We start from the raw sequence: 17,290 nt of genomic DNA on the forward strand, positions 1-17,290 counted from the left end.
GCACCCCCATCCCATTGCAAAGGAGCAACACGCAACCATGACCACCACCGGACGATTCACCCTCCCCAGCGAGGAGAACTTCGCCGAGAAGACGAAGGAGCTCGCCGAACTGTGGGGCGCGGACGCCATCCGCAACTCCGACGGCACGCATCTCGACGACGCGGTGCTCGCCCTCGGCAAGAAGGTGTACAGCGCCTACTTCCCGACGCGCGCGCACAACGAATGGATTACCCTCCACATGGATGAGACCCCGCAGGTGTACCTGCTCACCCGGCGCGTGCTCGCCGAGACGGGGACCGTGCCCATCGCGCTCATGGAGACGTTCTACGACGAGCAGCTCACCCCCAACTACGACGCCGATCCGGCGCGCTACTGGGAGGTCGTCGACCGCACCACCGGCGCCGTCGTCCCCACGACCGACTGGAGCGTGGACGCCTCCGCCGGCGTGGTCACCGTCATCAACGCGACGCCGATGCACGAGTACACGGTCTCGTTCCTCGCCTACATCATCTGGGACCCGGTCGAGATGTACAACCATCTCACCAACGACTGGGGCGACAAGGAGCATGAGATCCCGTTCGACATCTACCATCCCGCCACACGCGAATTCGTGTTCGACACGTTCGCGAAATGGCTGGAGGACAACCCCGCGACCGACGTGGTGCGCTTCACCACGTTCTTCTACCAGTTCACGCTGCTGTTCGACCAGCGACACCGGGAGAAGATCGTCGACTGGTTCGGATGCTCCTGCACCGTCTCGCCCGCCGCGCTCGACGACTTCGAGCGGACGTACGGCTACCGGCTGCGCCCCGAGGACTTCGTGGACGAGGGATGCTACGACTCCGCATGGCGCGTGCCCCGCAAGGCGCAGCGCGACTGGATCGACTTCCTGTCCGGCTTCGCCAGGGAGAACGTGAAGCGTCTCGTCGACATGTCCCACGCCGCCGGCAAGGAGGCGATGATGTTCCTCGGCGACCAGTGGATCGGCACCGAACCGTACAAGGACGGCTTCGCCGACCTCGGTCTCGACGCGGTCGTCGGCTCGATCGGCGACGGCACCACCACGCGCATGATCGCCGACATCCCCGGCGTGCGGTACACGGAGGGCCGTTTCCTGCCGTACTTCTTCCCCGACACCTTCCACGAGGGCAACGACCCGAGCATCGAGGCATGGGACAACTGGCGCAAGGCGCGCCGCGCGATCCTGCGCTCGCCGATCGAACGCATGGGGTATGGCGGCTACCTGTCGCTCGCCGCGAAGTTCCCGAAGTTCGTCGACGCCGTCACGCACATCGCCGACGAGTTCCGCGACATCCACGAGCGCACCGGGGGAGAGGCCGCCGAAGGCGAACTCACCGTCGCCATCCTCAACTCGTGGGGGCACATGCGCTCCTGGATGGCGTACACGGTCGCGCACGCGCTGCCCAACAAGCAGACCTACTCCTACTACGGCATCCTCGAAGCGCTCTCCGGCATGCGCGTCGACGTGCGGTTCATCAGCTTCGACGATGTCATCGCCGACGGCGTGGACGACGACATCGACGTGATCATCACCGGCGGCCCGGTCGACACCGCGTACTCCGGCGGCGACATCTGGGCGAAGGACCCGACGCTCGCCGAGAGGCTGCGCGCCTGGGTGCGGGCGGGCGGCGCGCTCGTCGGCGTGGGCGAGCCCACCTCCCAATGGTTCCAAGGGCGGTTCTTCCAGCTGGCCGACGTGTTCGGCGTGGACGAGGAGCGCTTCCAGACCCTGTCCGTGGACAAGTACTTCCCGCCGGTCACGCCGGACCACTTCATCACCGCCGACGTGCCCGTCGACCCGGCCGCGCGCGAGGCATGGGAGCGCGACGGCTACCGCACGCCGCTGTCCGGCTGCGGCGGCGGTCAGGGGCGCAGCCCGCTCGGCGGCATCGACTTCGGCGAGGCCATCCCCAACACGTTCCCGGTGGACGAGCGGGTGACGCTGCTGCGCGCCGACCACGGGCAGGTGCAGCTCGCCGCCAACGAGTACGGCGCCGGCCGCGGCGTCTACGTGTCCGGACTGCCGTATTCCGCCGCCAACGCGCGACTGCTCGAACGCATCCTGTTCTGGGCGAGCCGCAACGAGGACCGGTACGCGGCGTACAGCTCCACCAACCCCGAATGCGAGGTCGCGCGGTTCCCGGAACGCCACTGGTACTGCGTGGTCAACAACACCGACCGTCCGCAATCCACCGACGTGACCCTGCCCGACGGCGCCGCCGAGCATTTCGACCTCGCGCCGAGCGCCATCGCCTGGCGCGCCTGCTGAAAGGAGACCCGCCATGACCGGCAACGACATCGACCTGCACGCGGTCGCCGAACGGTTCCGCCTCGACGGCGACGTGACGCGCGTCGCCCCGTACGGCGACGGGCACATCAACGCCACCTACCTCGTCGAGACCACGGACGGACGGGCCATCCTCCAGCGGATGAACACGACCGTGTTCCCGGACACGTTCCATCTCATGCGCAACATCGAACTCGTCACCGCGTTCCTGCGCGCGCAGGGGCAGGAGACGCTCGACATCATCCCCACGCGCGACGGCTCCACGTATCTGGAGGACGCCACCGGCGCATGGCGCATGTACGTGTTCATCGAAGACACCGTCTCCTACAATCTCGTCACCGACGCCGCCGTGTTCCGCGCGGCCGGCGGCGCGTTCGGCGCGTTCCAGAACCAGCTGTCCGGGTTCGACGCGTCGCAGCTGACCGAGACCATCGCCCATTTCCACGACACGCCGAAACGGTTCCGCGACTTCCTCGCCGCGCTCGACAGGGACGCCATGGGACGCGCGGCCGGATGCCCGGACGAGATCGCGTTCTTCCGCGGCCGCGACGGCAGGTACGCGACGATCACGGACGGACTGGCCGACGGGACGATCCCGCTGCGCGTGACGCACAACGACACGAAACTCAACAACATCCTCATGGACGCGCGCGACGGCCACGCCCGCGCCATCATCGACCTGGACACGGTGATGCCCGGATCCCTGCTCTACGATTTCGGCGATTCGATCCGGTTCGGCGCGTCCACCGCCCTGGAGGACGAGCGCGACCTCGACAAAGTGCATTTCAGCCTCGACCTGTTCCGCTCCTACGCGGAAGGGTTCCTCGGCGAGCTCGGCGGCGCGGTCACCGCGCGCGAGGCCGAGCTGCTGCCGACGGGAGCGTGGATGATGACCGTCGAATGTGGCATGCGGTTCCTCGCCGACCATCTGGCCGGCGACATCTACTTCGCGACCAGATACCCGGAGCACAATCTCGTGCGCGCCCGCACGCAGATCAGACTCGCCTCCGAAATGGAGGAACAGGCCGATGCGATGGCCGCGGTCGTCGCGGATGTGATGGGAGGGAAGGCATGACGGACGATCCGCTTGCGGGCGTGTACGCGAGCATCGACGCGCTCCTCGACTACGCGGTGCGCCGCCTCGAACTCAATCCGCTCGACGTGGACTGGAAACGCAACCAGGTGCTCGAACTGCTCGGGTTGGGCACCTACCACGCCACCGGCGAGACCTGCGGCGAACCGTTGCTGCCCGATGCGATGCTCGAACGGTTCCGCACCGCGATCGTCGACGCGGGCCTGTGCGACGCGGACGAATCGCAGCATATGGCCGACGGTGCGATGGGCCTGCTCTCCGCACGCCCCTCCGGCGTCGCCGCACGGTTCGCGCAGGAGGAGCGCATCGGCGGCGGCATGGACGCGATGCGCTGGCTGTACGACTATTGCGTCGCCAACAACTACGTGAAGAAAGGCGCGCTCGACCATAACCCCCGATTCGACTCGCACGGGCTGACCGTCACCATCAACCTCGCCAAACCCGAGTTCAAGGACATGCGCCGCGCGGCCGCCGGCAACGCCGTCGCCGGCGGCTACCCAGCCTGCACGATCTGCCACACGAACGAAGGCTACGCGCCGCGCGGCCGCCGCACGTTGCGGACCATCCCCGTCACGCTCGGCGGTGAACCCTGGTTCTGGCAGTTCTCCCCATACGGCTACTTCAACCAGCACGGCATCTGCGTGAACATGGAGCACACGCCGATGCACGTCGACCGGGACACGTTCTCCGACCTCATCGACTTCGTCGAACGGTTCCCCGGCTACTTCCTCGGATGCAACGCCGCCCTGCCGCGGATCGGCGGCTCCGTGCTCGCCCACGACCACTATCAGGGCGGCGGCGAACTCATGCCCATGCACAAGGCCGCCGCATGGAGGACGTTCACGGTCCCCGGCCGGGACGACGTGGAAGTCGAGATCCTCGACTGGCCGGGCACCGCGGTCCGCGTCGTATCCCCGTCCCGCAAGGCGATCGTCGCGACCAGCGACCTGATCCGCCGCGCGTGGATCGACCACGACGACCCGGAACACGGCATCGCCAGCCATGACGCCGACGGCAACCGGCAATCCGCGTTGTCGCCCAGCGTGATCCGCACCGACCGCGGATGGGAGATGCACCTCATCTTCCGCAACAACGCGGTCAGCGAACGGTACCCGCAAGGCGTGTTCCACGCGCACCCCGAACACTGGGCTATCAAACAGGAGCCCATCGGCCTGATCGAGGCGCAGGGACTGTTCATCCTCCCCGGACGACTCGTCGGTCAGCTCGCCGCGATCGAGGACGCGCTCGTCCACGGCAAAGGACTGCCCGACGGCATGGACGAGTTCGGGCTCGTATGGGACGAACTCACGGCGGCCCTGGACGGCGGGCGCGATCGGGAGACGGTGCGGGCGGCCATCCGCGACGAACTCGGCTCGGTGTGCGAGCGCATCCTCGCCAACACCGCCGTGTTCAAGGACAGGACGTTCACCGCGGCGTTCCTCGCGGACCTCGGCCTGCGCGATGCGCATCTCGAATGATTCCACGATCACAACGGAAAGGAGCATGACATGACGGATACGGCAACGGGGCCCTGTCTCGTCGGAGTGGATATAGGAGGAACCAAGATCGAAGCGGCGCTCATGCGACCGGACGGCACCGTGGCCGTCACCACGCGCATGCCGGCCAGACGGGGAGGCGACAACGTCGTCGCCGACGTGGAGGCCATCGTCCGGGCCGTGGCCGCGGAACGGCTCGCGGACGTCGCAGCCGTGGGCGTCGGCATCCCCGGACAGGTCGACGCCGCCATCGGCCTCGTCTCCAACGTGGTCAACCTCGACATCACGTCGCTGGAGCTGGGCGCGCTCGCCGGCGCGCGGTTGGGCGTGCCGGTGCACGTGGAGAACGACGTGAACGCCGCGGCCCTCGGCGCCGCGCGCATCGTGTCCGACGAAGAGGACGATGCGGAGGGGACGGAACCGGACGGGCCCGTGGCGTTTCTCAACTTCGGCACCGGATTGGCGGCCGGCATCATCATCGACGGCGAACTTCACCATGGGGCCAGCGGCGCGGCCGGCGAGATCGGCCACATCCCCGTCGACCCCAACCGCTTCGACTGCCCGTGCGGGCAGCGCGGCTGTCTGGAGACCGTCTGCTCCGGGGCGGCGGTGACGCGCCTGTGGCCCACCGGGGGAGAGGATGCGCTCTCCGACCTCATCATCCAGGCGGCACAGGGGGAGCCGGAGGCCGGACGCATACTCGGCATGGTCAAACACGCCATGGGCGATGCGATCCAGATCCTCGCGCAGTCCGTCGATCCGCGCACGATCGTCATCGGAGGCGGCATGGCGCGCATCGGCGAGCCGCTGCTGCGCATCATCGGCGACGAACTGTCGGCGCGCGCATCCGTATGCCCGTTCCTCGCCGGTCTGCGGCTGGAGGAGCGGCTGAGGCTGGCGCCCGCCGATCGGCCGGTCGGCGCGTTGGGCGCCGCGCTCGCGGCCCGGCCGTATGCGTCACGCTGATTCGAGGTGATGCAGCACCACGGCGATGGCCGCACCCCGCAGGGCGATGCCGGCTCCACGCTGGCATCGCCTTACGCGTGTGCGCTGGTGGAAGGTCGATGCGGTCATCGCGTCGAGACGGTTCTGCGCCGCGTCTAGGAACGTGCTGTTGATGATGTCGGCGGGACCGTACACGCACACGTCGCCGATGTCGAGCAGTCCCATGGACATGGCGATCGCGGAGGCGAAATACGTGCCGGCGTCGTTGAGGATCGCCGTCCGTCCGTCCGCATCCGTCCCGGCCATGCGTGCGCGCAATGCATGCGCGCCGATGAGCGTCTCCATGCATCCGCGTTTGCCGCAGGGGCATTGGGGTCCTTGGTCCGGATCGAGGGAGATGTGCCCGATCTCGCCTCCCGCGTCATGCTCGCCGAGCGCGGGCACGTCGTCGATGAGCGTCGCGGCTGCGATGCCCTGATCGACCTTGACGAACATGAGGTTCGGCCCCGCCTCACCGAAGAACCGTTCGGTGTACATGGATCCGACCGTGTCGTTCACCACGGTCACGGGAACGGTGAACCGGGATTCGACGATGGAGGCGAGGTCGACGTCACGCCATCCCAACGCCGTGGATTCGCGCACGACGCCTCCGCTGACCACGCCGGGGGCGGCGATGCCGATGCCGATGATCGAATCGTCGTCCACGTCCGCCCGCAGCTGGTCCACCAATTGGATGATGGCGTCGGTCTCCAGGCGTGCGTCGGGCTCCAACGCGATTTCCATGTGGTTCTGCGGCGTGCCCTTGAGATCGGTGACCGCGCCTTCGATGAGATGGTCCTGCGACAGATCGATGCCGATGACGTGCAGTCGCATCGGGTCGACGGTGAGCAGCGTGGCGCGCTTTCCCTTGCCGTTCGCGTTCGTCTCATGCCCGTTCTCGCGGATGAGGCCCTCGTCGATCATGCCGTTGACCACGTCGGACACGGCGACTCGCGACAATCCGGTGATGCGGCTCAGTTCGGCCCGCGAACGCGCGTCCGAGGGGAACAGCAGGTTGAAGATGAGCGAACGGTTCATGCGCCGCACGTCGGACGGGCTCGCCTTGGTGAGCTGCCCGCCGGGGACTTTCAACGGCAGTGATTTCGCTGGGGTGTGCGGGGCCATGTCGGTCTCTCCTTGCCTTGGCGCCCGTGCATCGCCGTTGATGGTCGGACGTACGTCCCCTAACCGCCGGACGCTTATCAATCAATAATGTTAACAATTATACCCGTCATATGGGGGTTGTGGACAGTGGAATGTGAATGATGCGTCTGTTTTCTTTATGTAAAGCATCTTAATAATTAAGGTGGTGCGACGTGGAGGGAAACAAGACGACGGCATGGAGGTGTCGGCCCCTTCCGGTGCCGCCGGTGGTCCGGCACTTCCACGTTCCCGTCGTTCTCAGCGGCGTTCGCCGTCGAACAGGAACAGGGCGTGCGCGTCGCCCTTCGCCTTGTTCTCCAGATACGTGCGGAACAGCTTCAGCCGTTCCACCGTGCTGTTCGCCAGCGGCTCGGGCAGTTCGTCGAGGTCGAACCATCCGACGGACAGGCTTTCGTCGTCGCCGACGAACGGTTCGGCGTTGCCTTCCGGCTTCAGCGCGCATAGGAACGAATGGTCCATGTACTGCGCGTTGTCGCCGTTCGCGTAGGTGATGACGCGCGTATCCGAGGTGACCGCCACCAGATCGGTGACGACCGCGTCCACACCCGTCTCCTCCTTGATCTCGCGCACCACCGTGTCGGCCGGCTGCTCGCCCGGCTCGTTGATGCCGTACACCATCGCCCATTCGCCGGTGTCCGAACGGCGGCCGAGCAGCACGCGTCCCTCGCCGTCCAGCACGCAGCCGGTCACGCCGATCAGCCACAGCGGATCATGGCCGATCTTCTTCCTCAGGTCGAGGATGAACTGCGGGGTGGTCATGCGATGTCCTTCCCGGCGGCCGCGGCGCGTTCGCGCATCCATTCCTCGACCTCGTCGATCCGCTTCGGGATGCCGGCGGAGATCCATTCGGGGCCGTCCTCGGTCATGAGCACGTCGTCTTCGATGCGGATGCCGATGCCGCGGTATTCCGGCGGGATGAGCAGATCGTCCTCACGGAAGTACAGGCCCGGCTCGATCGTGAAGATCATGCCCGGGCGGATCGGCGCTCCCTGATAGGACTCGAAGCGCGCCTGCGCGCAGTCGTGCACGTCGAGGCCCAGATGATGGGCCACGCCGCAGGCGAGCCAACGGCGATGCTGCTGGCCCTCGGGGGAGAGGGATTCCTCGACGTCCACCGGCAGCAGGCCCCACTCGTGCAGACGCTCGGCGATCACGCGCATGCAGGCGTGATGGATGTCCGAATACGTGGCTTCCGGCTTCGCCGCCTCGAAACCGGCCTGCTGGGAATCCAGCACCGCCTGGTAGAGGCGCTTCTGCAGATCGGTGAACCTGCCGTTCGTCGGGAAGGTGCGGGTGATGTCCGCCGTGTATAGCGAATCGACCTCGACGCCGGCATCGACGAGCAGCATGTCGCCGCTCCTCACCACGCCGGTGTTGCGCATCCAATGCAGGATCGGGGCGTGCGGGCCGGAGGCGACGATCGAATCGTAGCCGACCGTGTTGCCCAATTCGCGGGACACCGCGTTGAACGCACCTTCGAGGATGCGTTCCGAACGCGGCTTGTCGAGCGCGTTCGGCAGCGAGGAGAGCAGACGGTCGAAGCCGGCCTTCGTGGCCGCCACCGCCTTGCGCATCTCGCCGATCTCGTACGCGTCCTTGACCATGCGCGCCTCGGACGTGAACTCGTGCAGCTTGTCGTCCGCCGCGGCGTTATGATCCGGGTCGGACGCGCCGTTCGCCTCGCGCACGGATTCGACGAGGGCGGTGATCCGCGGATCGGTCTCGCGCATGACGCGCACGCGCACCGCGCCCGCCTCGCCGCCGACGTCCTTGGACAGGGCGTCGGCCAGCTGGGCGATGTCATGGGTCTCGATGCCGGTCATCGCCGTCATCTCCTTGAGACCGGCGCGCGGGCCCACCCAGTATTCGCCGTAATGCGCGTTCATGAAGAAGTCGGTGGTGGAATTGTCCGCACGCGGGGCGACGAACAGCTCCGGCACATGCGTCTCGCCGGCCTTCGCCTCCGGCGAATCCGGGTCGACGGGGTTGAGCACGAGCACCGCGCCCGCCTCGTAGTCCACGCCGAGACCCGTGTAGTAGGCGAACGCCGTGTCCGGACGGAACATGTAGTCGCAGTCGTTGTTGCGCACCTTGGGCTGCCCCGCCGGAATCACCAGACGTTCGCCGGGGAACGCCGCCCCCAGGGCCTTCAGGCGCGTGGGCGTGAACTTCGAGGATTCCAGCGGTTCGATGTCGGGCTCGTCGTCCGCCCAACCGGAGCGCATGAACTCCTTGAACGCCTCGGAACGCGGGCGCAGCGAACGGTTGTTCACACGGTCGGCCATCGCCTGGTCGGCACCCGGCGCGCTCGCACGTTCCTCAGCCTCGTATTCCCTGTCCTTGTCGGTGACCACTTCACCCATGAAACGCTCCTGTTCATCATCGGGGACTCGTTGACTCACCCTCATAGTAGTCGTCGTCGGCGGCGTCTGTCACGGGCGGTCGACGGTCTTCCGTCGGACCAGCGAATCCACGACGCCCGCGATCATGCCCACGGCGGCGGGGACGAGCCAGCCGAGCTGCTGCTCCTGCAATGGGAGCAGCGCGAGCGCGGCGTCGAGCCACGGCAGGGAGCTGCCGAAGACGACGGCGAGCGAGGCGACGCAGGTGGCGACGGAGGGGATGGCGACCAGCAGGATCGTCCATTGGTAGACGCGTGGGAAACGCGCGCCGACGATCCGATGGGTGAGCGCGAGCAGCACGAGCACGATGGCGAGCGGGTAGAGGGCGGACAGCACCGGCACGGAGACCTTGATGATCGCGCTCAGACCCGCGTTCGAGACGACGAAGCTGAACACGGTGAAGACCACCTGCCAGGCGCGGTAGCTCACGCCATGCCCCGCGACCGTGCGGAACCGCGTGTGGAAGTAGGTGGCGCACGTGCAGATCAGACCGGTGCACACGTTGAGGCAGGCGATGACGAACACGACGCCGAGGAACGCGGTGCCGGCCGCGCCGAACACCGAGGAGGTGAGGTTGGTGAGCACCGTCGCGCCCGTGTCCTTCGTGGAATCGATCGCCGTGATGCCGCCCGACACGACGCCCACATAGCTCAGCGCGCCGTAGATGATCACGAGCAGCACGCCGGTGCCGAGTCCGGCGAACGCGGTCTCGCGGCGCACCTCGTTCTCGTCGTCGACGCTTTGGGCGCGGATGTTCGCCGAGATCACGATGCCGAAGTACAGGGCGGCGAGCAGATCCATCGTCTGGTAGCCGTCGAGGAATCCGCGCGCCATTTGGTTCGTCGCGTAGTCGCCGCTCGGGCGCGGCGCCTCGCCGCCGTGGACGAGGCACGCGACGAACAGGACGGCGATGAGTGCGAGCAGCAGCGGGCCCATGAAGCGTCCCAGCACCTTGGACAGGCGTTCGGGGTGCTGGGCGAAGAGGAACGCCAGCGCGAAGAACACGGCGGAGTAGACGAGCCGTGCGACGGGGATGGCTCCATCGGCCGTGAACGGCGCCACCATCATCTCGAACGAGGTGGTCGCGGTGCGGGGAATCGCGAAGCACGGGCCGATGGTGAGGATGATCGCGAGACCCAGGAACAACGAGAAACCGGGGGAGACGCGCGAGGCGAGCGCGTCGAATCCGCCGGCGAAGGTGACGGCGATGACGCCGAGGATCGGTAGGCCGACCGCGGAGACGATGAATCCGACGCCGGCCGGCATGATGGCGAAACCGGCCTGAGCCCCGACGAACGGCGGGAAGATGAGATTGCCCGCTCCGAAGAACATCGAGAAGAACGTGAACGTCATCACCAGACGTTGCCTTGCGGTCAGATGCATGCGATAGGCCTCCTTGTTCCGGTCGTCCGTTTCCGGCGCCGTGTTCGTGCGGCGGGGACGGTCCATCCATGGAACCTCCTCCTCGCCGTGTGTTTCCGAGTGCCACCATAACCGCAAAGGCTCCCGGCCTTGCGGTCGGGAGCCTTGTGATTCCAGCTATTCAGCCGTTATGTGGACGCATGGCATCCGCATGCGTGCGCCTGTCTCAGCCGTTGACACGGTCGATGCCGGACTGCACGTCGGCGATGACCGAATCCCAGGACTTGATGAAGGCGGCGACGCCGTCGGCCTCGAGCTTGTCGGTGACGGCCTTGAAGTCGATGCCGAGGTCGGCCAGCTTGGCCATGACGGCGTGGGACTCCTCGTAGGTGCCCTTGATGGTCGGGGCGCCGTTGCCGTGGTCGGCGAGGGCGTTCAGGGTCTTCTCCGGCATGGTGTTCACGACGAACGGAGCAACGAGCTCGTCGACGTAGACGCAATCGGAGTAGGCCGGGTTCTTGGTGCCGGTGGAGGCCCACAGCGGACGCTGCTTCTTGGCGCCCTTGGCTTCCAGCGCGGCCCAGCGCGGGTCGTTCGCGAACTTGTTCTCGAACAGCTCGTACGCGATGCGGGCGTTGGCGATGGCGGCCTTGCCTTCGAGAGCCTTGGCCTCGTCGGTGCCGAGGGCCTCGAGCTGCTTGTCGACCGCGGTGTCCACACGGGAGACGAAGAAGGAGGCGACGGAGCCGATGTGCTTGAGGTCGTGGCCGTTGGCATCAGCCTGGGCGATGCCTTCGATGAAGGCGTCGATGACCTGCTCGTAGCGCTCGAGCGAGAAGATCAGGGTAACGTTGACGGAGATGCCCTTGGCCAGGGTGGCGGTGATGGCCGGCAGGCCTTCCAGAGTCGCCGGGATCTTGATCATCGCGTTCGGACGGTTGACCTTCTCCCACAGCTCGACGGCCTGCTTCTCGGTGTTCTCGGTGTCGTGGGCCAGACGCGGGTCGACCTCGATGGACACGCGGCCATCGACGAAGTCGGTCTTCTCGGCGATCTCGCGGAAGATGTCGGTGGCGTTGCGCACGTCGGTCGTGGTGAGCTCGCGGATGGCGGTCTCGACGTCGACCTTGCCGAGTTCCTTGAGCTGCTCGTCGTACGGGCCGACCTGGCTCAGGGCCTTCTGGAAGATGGACGGGTTGGTGGTCACGCCGACGACGTTCTTGTTGGCGATGAGGTCCTGCAGGGAGCCGGACTCGATGCGGGAGCGGGACAGGTCGTCCAGCCAGATGGAGACGCCGGAGTCGGACGTACGCTGCGTTGCTTCAGTCATTGTTTTCCTTCCTAACCGTTCCATGCCGCTTTCGCATGGAACACATCTGATATGTGATTGGGGCAGGGGCGGCGTCACCGCGTCATACACGCACGACGCGGTGACGCCGCCCGACGGATCACTTGGCGGCTTCGACCTCCGCGATGGATGCCTTGGCGGCCTCCACCACGTGCTCGGCGGTGATGCCGAGGTCGATCATGTTCTGCGCGCCATCGCCCTGCAGACCGAACTGCTCGATGGAGACGGGCTTGCCGTAGGAGCCGAGGTACTTGTACCACGGCATGGCAACGCCGGCCTCGACGGAGACACGGGCCTTGACGGCGGCCGGAAGCACGGCCTCCTTGTACTCGGCGTCCTGCTCCTCGAACCATTCGACGGACGGCACGGACACGACGCGGGCCTTGACGCCCTCGCCGGCCAGGGTCTTGGCGGCGGCGACGGCCCACTGAACCTCGGAGCCGGTGGCCATGATGATGACGTCCGGGGTGCCCTCGGTGTCGACCAGGACGTAGGCGCCCTTGCGCACGCCGTCCTTGGCCTTGGCCGCGGTCTCGGCGAGCACCGGGATGCCCTGGCGGGACAGCACCATGGCGGCCGGCAGCGTGTTCTTCTTCTCGAAGAAGTAGCGGTAGGCCTCGGCGGTCTCGAAGGCGTCGGCCGGGCGGACGACCTCGAGCTGCGGGATGGCGCGGAAGGAGGCCAGGTGCTCGACCGGCTGGTGGGTCGGGCCATCCTCGCCGACGGCGACGGAGTCGTGCGTCCACACGTACAGGTTCGGGATCTCCATCAGCGCGGCCAGACGGACGGCGGAGCGCTCGTAGTCGGAGAACATGAAGAACGTGCCGCCGAACGGACGGGTGTGGGAGCCCAGCAGGATGCCGTTGGTGATGCAGCCCATGGTGAACTCGCGCACGCCGAAGTGCAGCTGACGGCCGAACTCGCTGCAGACCGGCCACTGCTTGGTGGCGCACTCGGCCGGAGCGAAGGTGGCGGCGCCCTTGAGGTCGGTCTTGTTGGAGCCGCCGAGGTCGGCGGAGCCGCCCCACAGTTCCGGCATGACGGCCGCGATGGCGTTGAGGACGGAGCCGGAGGCGCCACGGGTGGCGACGTTCTTGCCGACTTCGAAGGTGGCCTCGAGGTCGTCGATGGCCTTGTCGAAGCCTTCCGGCAGCTCGCCGGCCTTCAGACGGTCGTACAGGGCGGCCTTGTCCGGGTTGGCCTTGCGCCAGGCGTCGAACTTCTCGTCCCATTCCTTGTGGGCCTCGAGGCCGCGCTCGGCGACCTTGCGGGCGTGGGCGAGGGCCTCCTCGTCGACGTGGAAGTTCTCCTCCGGGTCGTAGCCGAGGATCTTCTTGAGGCCGGCGACGGCCTCGGCGCCCAGCTTGGAGCCGTGGGAGGACGGATCGTTGGTCTTGCCCGGGGTCGGCCACGCGATGAGGGTGTCGACCTTGATGAGCTTCGGCTGGTCCGGGGCGGCGGCCTCGGCCTTGGCGATCACGTCGGCCAGGCCCTCGACGTCCTCCTTGTAGGAGCCGTCGGGCTGGATGAAGCTGAACTCGTCGGTGTACCAGCCGTACGCCTGGAAGCGCTTGAGCACGTCCTCGGCCAGCACCAGGTTGGTGTCGCCTTCGATCTGGATGCGGTTGGCGTCGAAGATCACGGTGACGTTGCCGAGCTTCTGGTTGGCGGCCAGGGCGGCGGCCTCGCCGGAGATGCCCTCCTCGATGTCGCCTTCACCGCAGATGGCCCAGATCTTGTGGTAGAACGGGGAGTCTTCCTTCGGGGTCTCCGGGTCGAGCAGGCCGCGCTGGAAACGCTCGCCGTACGCGAAGCCGATGGCGGAGGCGAAGCCCTGGCCCAGCGGGCCGGTGGTCATCTCGATGCCCGGGGTCAGGCCGTACTCCGGGTGGCCCGGGGTACGGGTGTCCGCGCCGCCGCGGAAGTGCTTGAGGTCGTCCAGGGTCAGGCCGTAGCCGGAGAAGTAGAGCTGGACGTACTGGGTGAGGGAGGCGTGGCCGCCGGAAAGAATGAAGCGGTCGCGGCCTTCCCAGTTGGGATCGTTCGGATCGTGCTTGATGAAGTGCTGGTACAGGGTGTAGGCGATGGGCGCCAGGGAGACGGGGGAACCGGGGTGGCCGGAACCGGCGTTCTCAACCGCGTCGGCCGACAGGACCTTGGCCATCTTGATGGCGCGCTCGTCCAGCTCGGTCTCCTTGAATTCGGTCATGGATGTCTTTCCTTCCGCTTGGTCGGGCCGCGTATCCGGCTTGTGCCGGGCGCTGTCGCCCTCACATTGCGTTACCCATGCTACCTTCATTTCGCGACGTAGCGTTTTGATTTTGGCGTGTTTTGGTAACTTCTGTTCTGTTAGCGTTCACAATATGTGTCGCTACGCTGGCGACGAACGCGTTAGCAGTCGAAATGGGCGAGTGCTAATACAATGGATACGGCGCAAACGCATGCGGAGAGCCCCATTCCGGGCTCACGGAACGACGGAGGAACCGTCGCCCCGGTCCGGCATGCGCGTGTCGCGATGCATCCGCGGCCGTCGCGTGAAGCGCCGCGGAACACGACATGAATCATGGATGAACAGTGCCCGCCGGGTACGTAACGCAAGGAGGTGCGCATGCCGCAGACAAGACGCATGGTGGTCCTGCGCGCCGTCGTCGAGGACTACATCCGCTCACAGGAGCCGGTCGGTTCGGCCGCGCTCACCAAGCAGCACGACCTCGGCGTCAGCTCGGCCACCGTCCGTAACGACATGGCCGCATTGGAGGAGGAAGGCTATCTCATCCAGCCGCACACGTCGGCCGGACGCGTGCCCACCGAGAAAGGCTACCGGTACTTCGTGGACCGTCTCGCCACCGTCGTGCCGTTGTCCAAGGCGCAGCGCCGCGGCATCGACGGCTTCCTGTCCGGATCGGCGAGCCTGCAGGACACGCTGCAGCGCGCCGCGCGTCTCCTCGCCCGCATCACCGGGCAGGTCGCCGTCGTCGCCTCGCCGTCGCTCGCGCGTTCCACATTGCGCCACGTCGAGCTGGTTCCCGTCGCCGCCGCTACGTTGCTCGCCGTCGTCATCACCGACACCGGGCGTGTCGCGCAGCACACGATCGTCGCTCCCGACATGCCGTCGTCCGAACTGCTCGGGCTGTTCACCGACACCGTCAACGCCGAATGTGCCGGCCTGTCCCTCGCGCAGTCGGCGCAACGGATCCGCGCGCTGGGAGCCGACCCGCGGTTCCGCGAGACGGACGCGCTCGCCGGGCAGCTCGCCGCCGCGTTCTCGGCGATGCACGACGACGAACGCGGCAGCGAACTGTACATGTCCGGGGCATCCAGCCTCGCCCACCAGCGCACCATGGCCGACCTCGCGCCGCTGTTCGACGCGTTGGAGGAGCAGGTCGTGCTGATGAAGCTGATGAGCGCGTTGAGCGAGGAGACCGCGCGCGGCGACGGCGTCGGCGTGGCCATCGGATCCGAGACGCACACGCCCGGACTGCTCCATGCGGCCGTCGTCACCAGCGGCTACGGCAGGACCGAGACGGGCGACGAGACGGCACACGAAGACCGGTCACGGAAAACGGAGCAGACCGACGGCGCATCCGCCAGCCCCGGGAACGACGCGGACGATGCGACCGCCGCCGTCCACGGACCCGGTGGCGAACCGGTCGCCTTCATCGGCTCCATCGGCCCCACCCACATGGACTATGCGAACACCATCTCCGCCGTGCGCGCGGTCGCACGCTACCTGACCGCCTTCCTCGCCGACGGCGACACATCCCGCCGCGATCCTCCCGGACGCGCGGCGGACGGAAGCCCGACGGCCTCGGGCCGACCGCCCCGCTGACCCCTCCTTATGGCACAATAACCCGCTAGCAACAACAGACACAGGCATATACATAAAGGAACGAACGAACCGTGGCAGACTACTACGAGGTGCTGGGCGTCGACCGTACCGCGAGCGACGACGAGATCAAGAAGGCGTACCGCCGGATGAGCCGCAAATACCATCCCGACATCGCCGGTCCCGAATTCGAGGACAAGTTCAAGGAGGTCAACAACGCCTACGAGGTGCTGAGCGACCCCGACAAACGCCGCATGTACGACTCCGGCGTCGACCCCAACGACCCCAACGCCTCCGCGGGATTCGGCGCCGGCGGCTTCGGCGGCATGGGGGACATGGGCGACGTGTTCAGCACGTTCTTCGGCGGCGCGTTCGGCGGCGGCGCGCAGGGCCCCACCCCGCGCACCCAGCCCGGCCGCGACGCGCTCGCCAGCATGACCATCGATCTGAAGACCGCCGTGTTCGGCGGCACCGAGCAGGTGCGCATCACCACGTTCGGCCTGTGCCCCGACTGCTCCGGTTCCGGGTCCGCCGACGGTTCGAAGCCCACCACCTGCCCCGACTGCCATGGCAGCGGCTACCGTCAGAAGGTCGTGCGCACGATGCTCGGCCAGATGATGACCTCCGCGCCGTGCGAGCGCTGCGAAGGCCACGGCGACGTGATCTCCAAGCCGTGCCCCTCGTGCATGGGCCACGGCCGTGTGCGGGTCACCCGCAGCGTCGGCGTCAAGGTCCCCGCCGGCATCGGCGACGACTCCCGCATCCGTCTCGCCAGCCAGGGCGAGGTCGGCGAGGGCGGCGGTCCCGCCGGCGACCTGTACGTGGACATCCGCATCCGCTCCAACAAGCAGTTCACCCGCGACGGCGACGACCTGCACTGCTGGGTGCGCGTGCCGATGAGCTGGGCCGTGCTCGGCCACGATCTCGAGATCGACACGTTCGACGGCGAGAAGACCGTGACGGTCCCCGCGGGATGCCAGCCCGAGGACACCGTCACATTGAAGGGCCTCGGCGTCACGCGCATGCGTGCGCAGGGGGAGCGCGGCGACCTCATCGCGCACATCGCCGTCGAGATCCCCACCAGACTCGACGACGAGGAACGCTCCCTCATCGAGAAGTTCGCCGCCTCGCACGACGGCGACGCCACCCACGTCGCCCAGAGCTCCCGACCCGCCGCCGGCGGCCAGTCCGGCAGGAAGGGCTTCTTCTCGAAGCTCAAGGACGCGTTGAGCTGAGCGAGTCCGGGGAGGCATTCAGCCGTTCCCCGATGATACGCGGAAAGGCCCTGTATCCACGATGTTTCGAAT

General features: G+C 67.1%; 12 protein-coding genes. 6 read left to right on the top strand and 6 right to left on the bottom strand.

The annotated features are described in order from the left end of the window. Nucleotides 1-37: 37 nt before the first annotated feature. From gnpA to BSTEL_RS01120, 4 genes are read left to right on the top strand one after another with little or no spacing between them, the layout of a single operon-like run. Complete coding sequence (gnpA, locus tag BSTEL_RS01105; RefSeq protein ID WP_034526102.1) at nt 38-2,290, top strand: 1,3-beta-galactosyl-N-acetylhexosamine phosphorylase; 2,253 nt, start codon at nt 38-40, stop codon at nt 2,288-2,290. Between the two features lie 13 nt (nt 2,291-2,303). Then, a complete protein-coding gene (locus tag BSTEL_RS01110; protein WP_034526104.1) occupies nt 2,304-3,383 on the top strand; it encodes a phosphotransferase enzyme family protein in 1,080 nt (359 codons plus the stop codon). Continuing rightward, nucleotides 3,380-4,879 (top strand): galactose-1-phosphate uridylyltransferase, encoded by a 1,500-nt coding sequence (locus BSTEL_RS01115; RefSeq protein WP_034526105.1) that lies wholly within the window; start codon nt 3,380-3,382, stop codon nt 4,877-4,879. The genes BSTEL_RS01110 and BSTEL_RS01115 overlap by 4 nt, the downstream gene beginning before the upstream one ends. A 30-nt stretch (nt 4,880-4,909) precedes the next feature. Then, on the top strand, nt 4,910-5,863 hold the full coding sequence (locus BSTEL_RS01120; RefSeq protein WP_034526106.1) for an ROK family protein: 954 nt from the start codon (nt 4,910-4,912) through the stop codon (nt 5,861-5,863). On the opposite strand, the gene BSTEL_RS01125 is transcribed toward BSTEL_RS01120, so the two are convergent. The 6 genes from BSTEL_RS01125 to tkt form a co-directional block, all read right to left on the bottom strand. Further along, nucleotides 5,855-7,006, bottom strand: coding sequence for an ROK family transcriptional regulator (locus BSTEL_RS01125; protein WP_051922733.1), 1,152 nt, complete (start codon nt 7,004-7,006; stop codon nt 5,855-5,857). The genes BSTEL_RS01120 and BSTEL_RS01125 overlap by 9 nt on opposite strands. A gap of 276 nt (nt 7,007-7,282) precedes the next feature. Further along, nucleotides 7,283-7,804, bottom strand: a complete 522-nt coding sequence (locus BSTEL_RS01130; protein ID WP_034526108.1) for an NUDIX hydrolase — start codon at nt 7,802-7,804, stop codon at nt 7,283-7,285. Further along, complete coding sequence (locus BSTEL_RS01135) at nt 7,801-9,408, bottom strand: aminopeptidase P family protein (protein ID WP_034526110.1); 1,608 nt, start codon at nt 9,406-9,408, stop codon at nt 7,801-7,803. Before BSTEL_RS01135 ends, BSTEL_RS01130 begins: the two co-directional genes overlap by 4 nt. A 69-nt stretch (nt 9,409-9,477) precedes the next feature. After that, nucleotides 9,478-10,830 (bottom strand): branched-chain amino acid transport system II carrier protein, encoded by a 1,353-nt coding sequence (gene brnQ, locus BSTEL_RS01140; RefSeq protein WP_034526231.1) that lies wholly within the window; start codon nt 10,828-10,830, stop codon nt 9,478-9,480. Between the two features lie 205 nt (nt 10,831-11,035). Beyond that, nucleotides 11,036-12,139 (bottom strand): transaldolase, encoded by a 1,104-nt coding sequence (gene tal, locus BSTEL_RS01145; RefSeq protein ID WP_034526112.1) that lies wholly within the window; start codon nt 12,137-12,139, stop codon nt 11,036-11,038. Nucleotides 12,140-12,257: 118 nt separating this feature from the next. Beyond that, nucleotides 12,258-14,366: a transketolase gene (gene tkt / locus BSTEL_RS01150; RefSeq protein ID WP_034526114.1), complete on the bottom strand. Its 2,109-nt coding sequence runs from the start codon at nt 14,364-14,366 to the stop codon at nt 12,258-12,260. 399 nt (nt 14,367-14,765) lie between these two features. Here tkt and hrcA point away from each other — a divergent pair, with 399 nt between their 5' ends. After that, nucleotides 14,766-15,986, top strand: a complete 1,221-nt coding sequence (gene hrcA, locus BSTEL_RS01155) for a heat-inducible transcriptional repressor HrcA (protein WP_084686020.1) — start codon at nt 14,766-14,768, stop codon at nt 15,984-15,986. Nucleotides 15,987-16,057: 71 nt separating this feature from the next. After that, nucleotides 16,058-17,218, top strand: a complete 1,161-nt coding sequence (gene dnaJ / locus BSTEL_RS01160) for a molecular chaperone DnaJ (protein WP_034526117.1) — start codon at nt 16,058-16,060, stop codon at nt 17,216-17,218. Nucleotides 17,219-17,290: the final 72 nt, after the last annotated feature.

This window comes from Bifidobacterium stellenboschense (assembly GCF_000741785.1).
GTDB classification, from domain to species: Bacteria; Actinomycetota; Actinomycetes; order Actinomycetales; family Bifidobacteriaceae; genus Bifidobacterium; species Bifidobacterium stellenboschense.

What these genes read in the sequence shown, in the direction of transcription:
- gnpA (WP_034526102.1), top strand. Translation starts at nt 38, where the DNA reads ATGACCACCACCGGACGATTCACCCTCCCCAGCGAGGAGAACTTCGCC.
- BSTEL_RS01110 (WP_034526104.1), top strand. Translation starts at nt 2,304, where the DNA reads ATGACCGGCAACGACATCGACCTGCACGCGGTCGCCGAACGGTTCCGC.
- BSTEL_RS01115 (WP_034526105.1), top strand. Translation starts at nt 3,380, where the DNA reads ATGACGGACGATCCGCTTGCGGGCGTGTACGCGAGCATCGACGCGCTC.
- BSTEL_RS01120 (WP_034526106.1), top strand. Translation starts at nt 4,910, where the DNA reads ATGACGGATACGGCAACGGGGCCCTGTCTCGTCGGAGTGGATATAGGA.
- BSTEL_RS01125 (WP_051922733.1), bottom strand. Translation starts at nt 7,006, where the DNA reads ATGGCCCCGCACACCCCAGCGAAATCACTGCCGTTGAAAGTCCCCGGC.
- BSTEL_RS01130 (WP_034526108.1), bottom strand. Translation starts at nt 7,804, where the DNA reads ATGACCACCCCGCAGTTCATCCTCGACCTGAGGAAGAAGATCGGCCAT.
- BSTEL_RS01135 (WP_034526110.1), bottom strand. Translation starts at nt 9,408, where the DNA reads ATGGGTGAAGTGGTCACCGACAAGGACAGGGAATACGAGGCTGAGGAA.
- brnQ (WP_034526231.1), bottom strand. Translation starts at nt 10,830, where the DNA reads ATGCATCTGACCGCAAGGCAACGTCTGGTGATGACGTTCACGTTCTTC.
- tal (WP_034526112.1), bottom strand. Translation starts at nt 12,139, where the DNA reads ATGACTGAAGCAACGCAGCGTACGTCCGACTCCGGCGTCTCCATCTGG.
- tkt (WP_034526114.1), bottom strand. Translation starts at nt 14,366, where the DNA reads ATGACCGAATTCAAGGAGACCGAGCTGGACGAGCGCGCCATCAAGATG.
- hrcA (WP_084686020.1), top strand. Translation starts at nt 14,766, where the DNA reads ATGCCGCAGACAAGACGCATGGTGGTCCTGCGCGCCGTCGTCGAGGAC.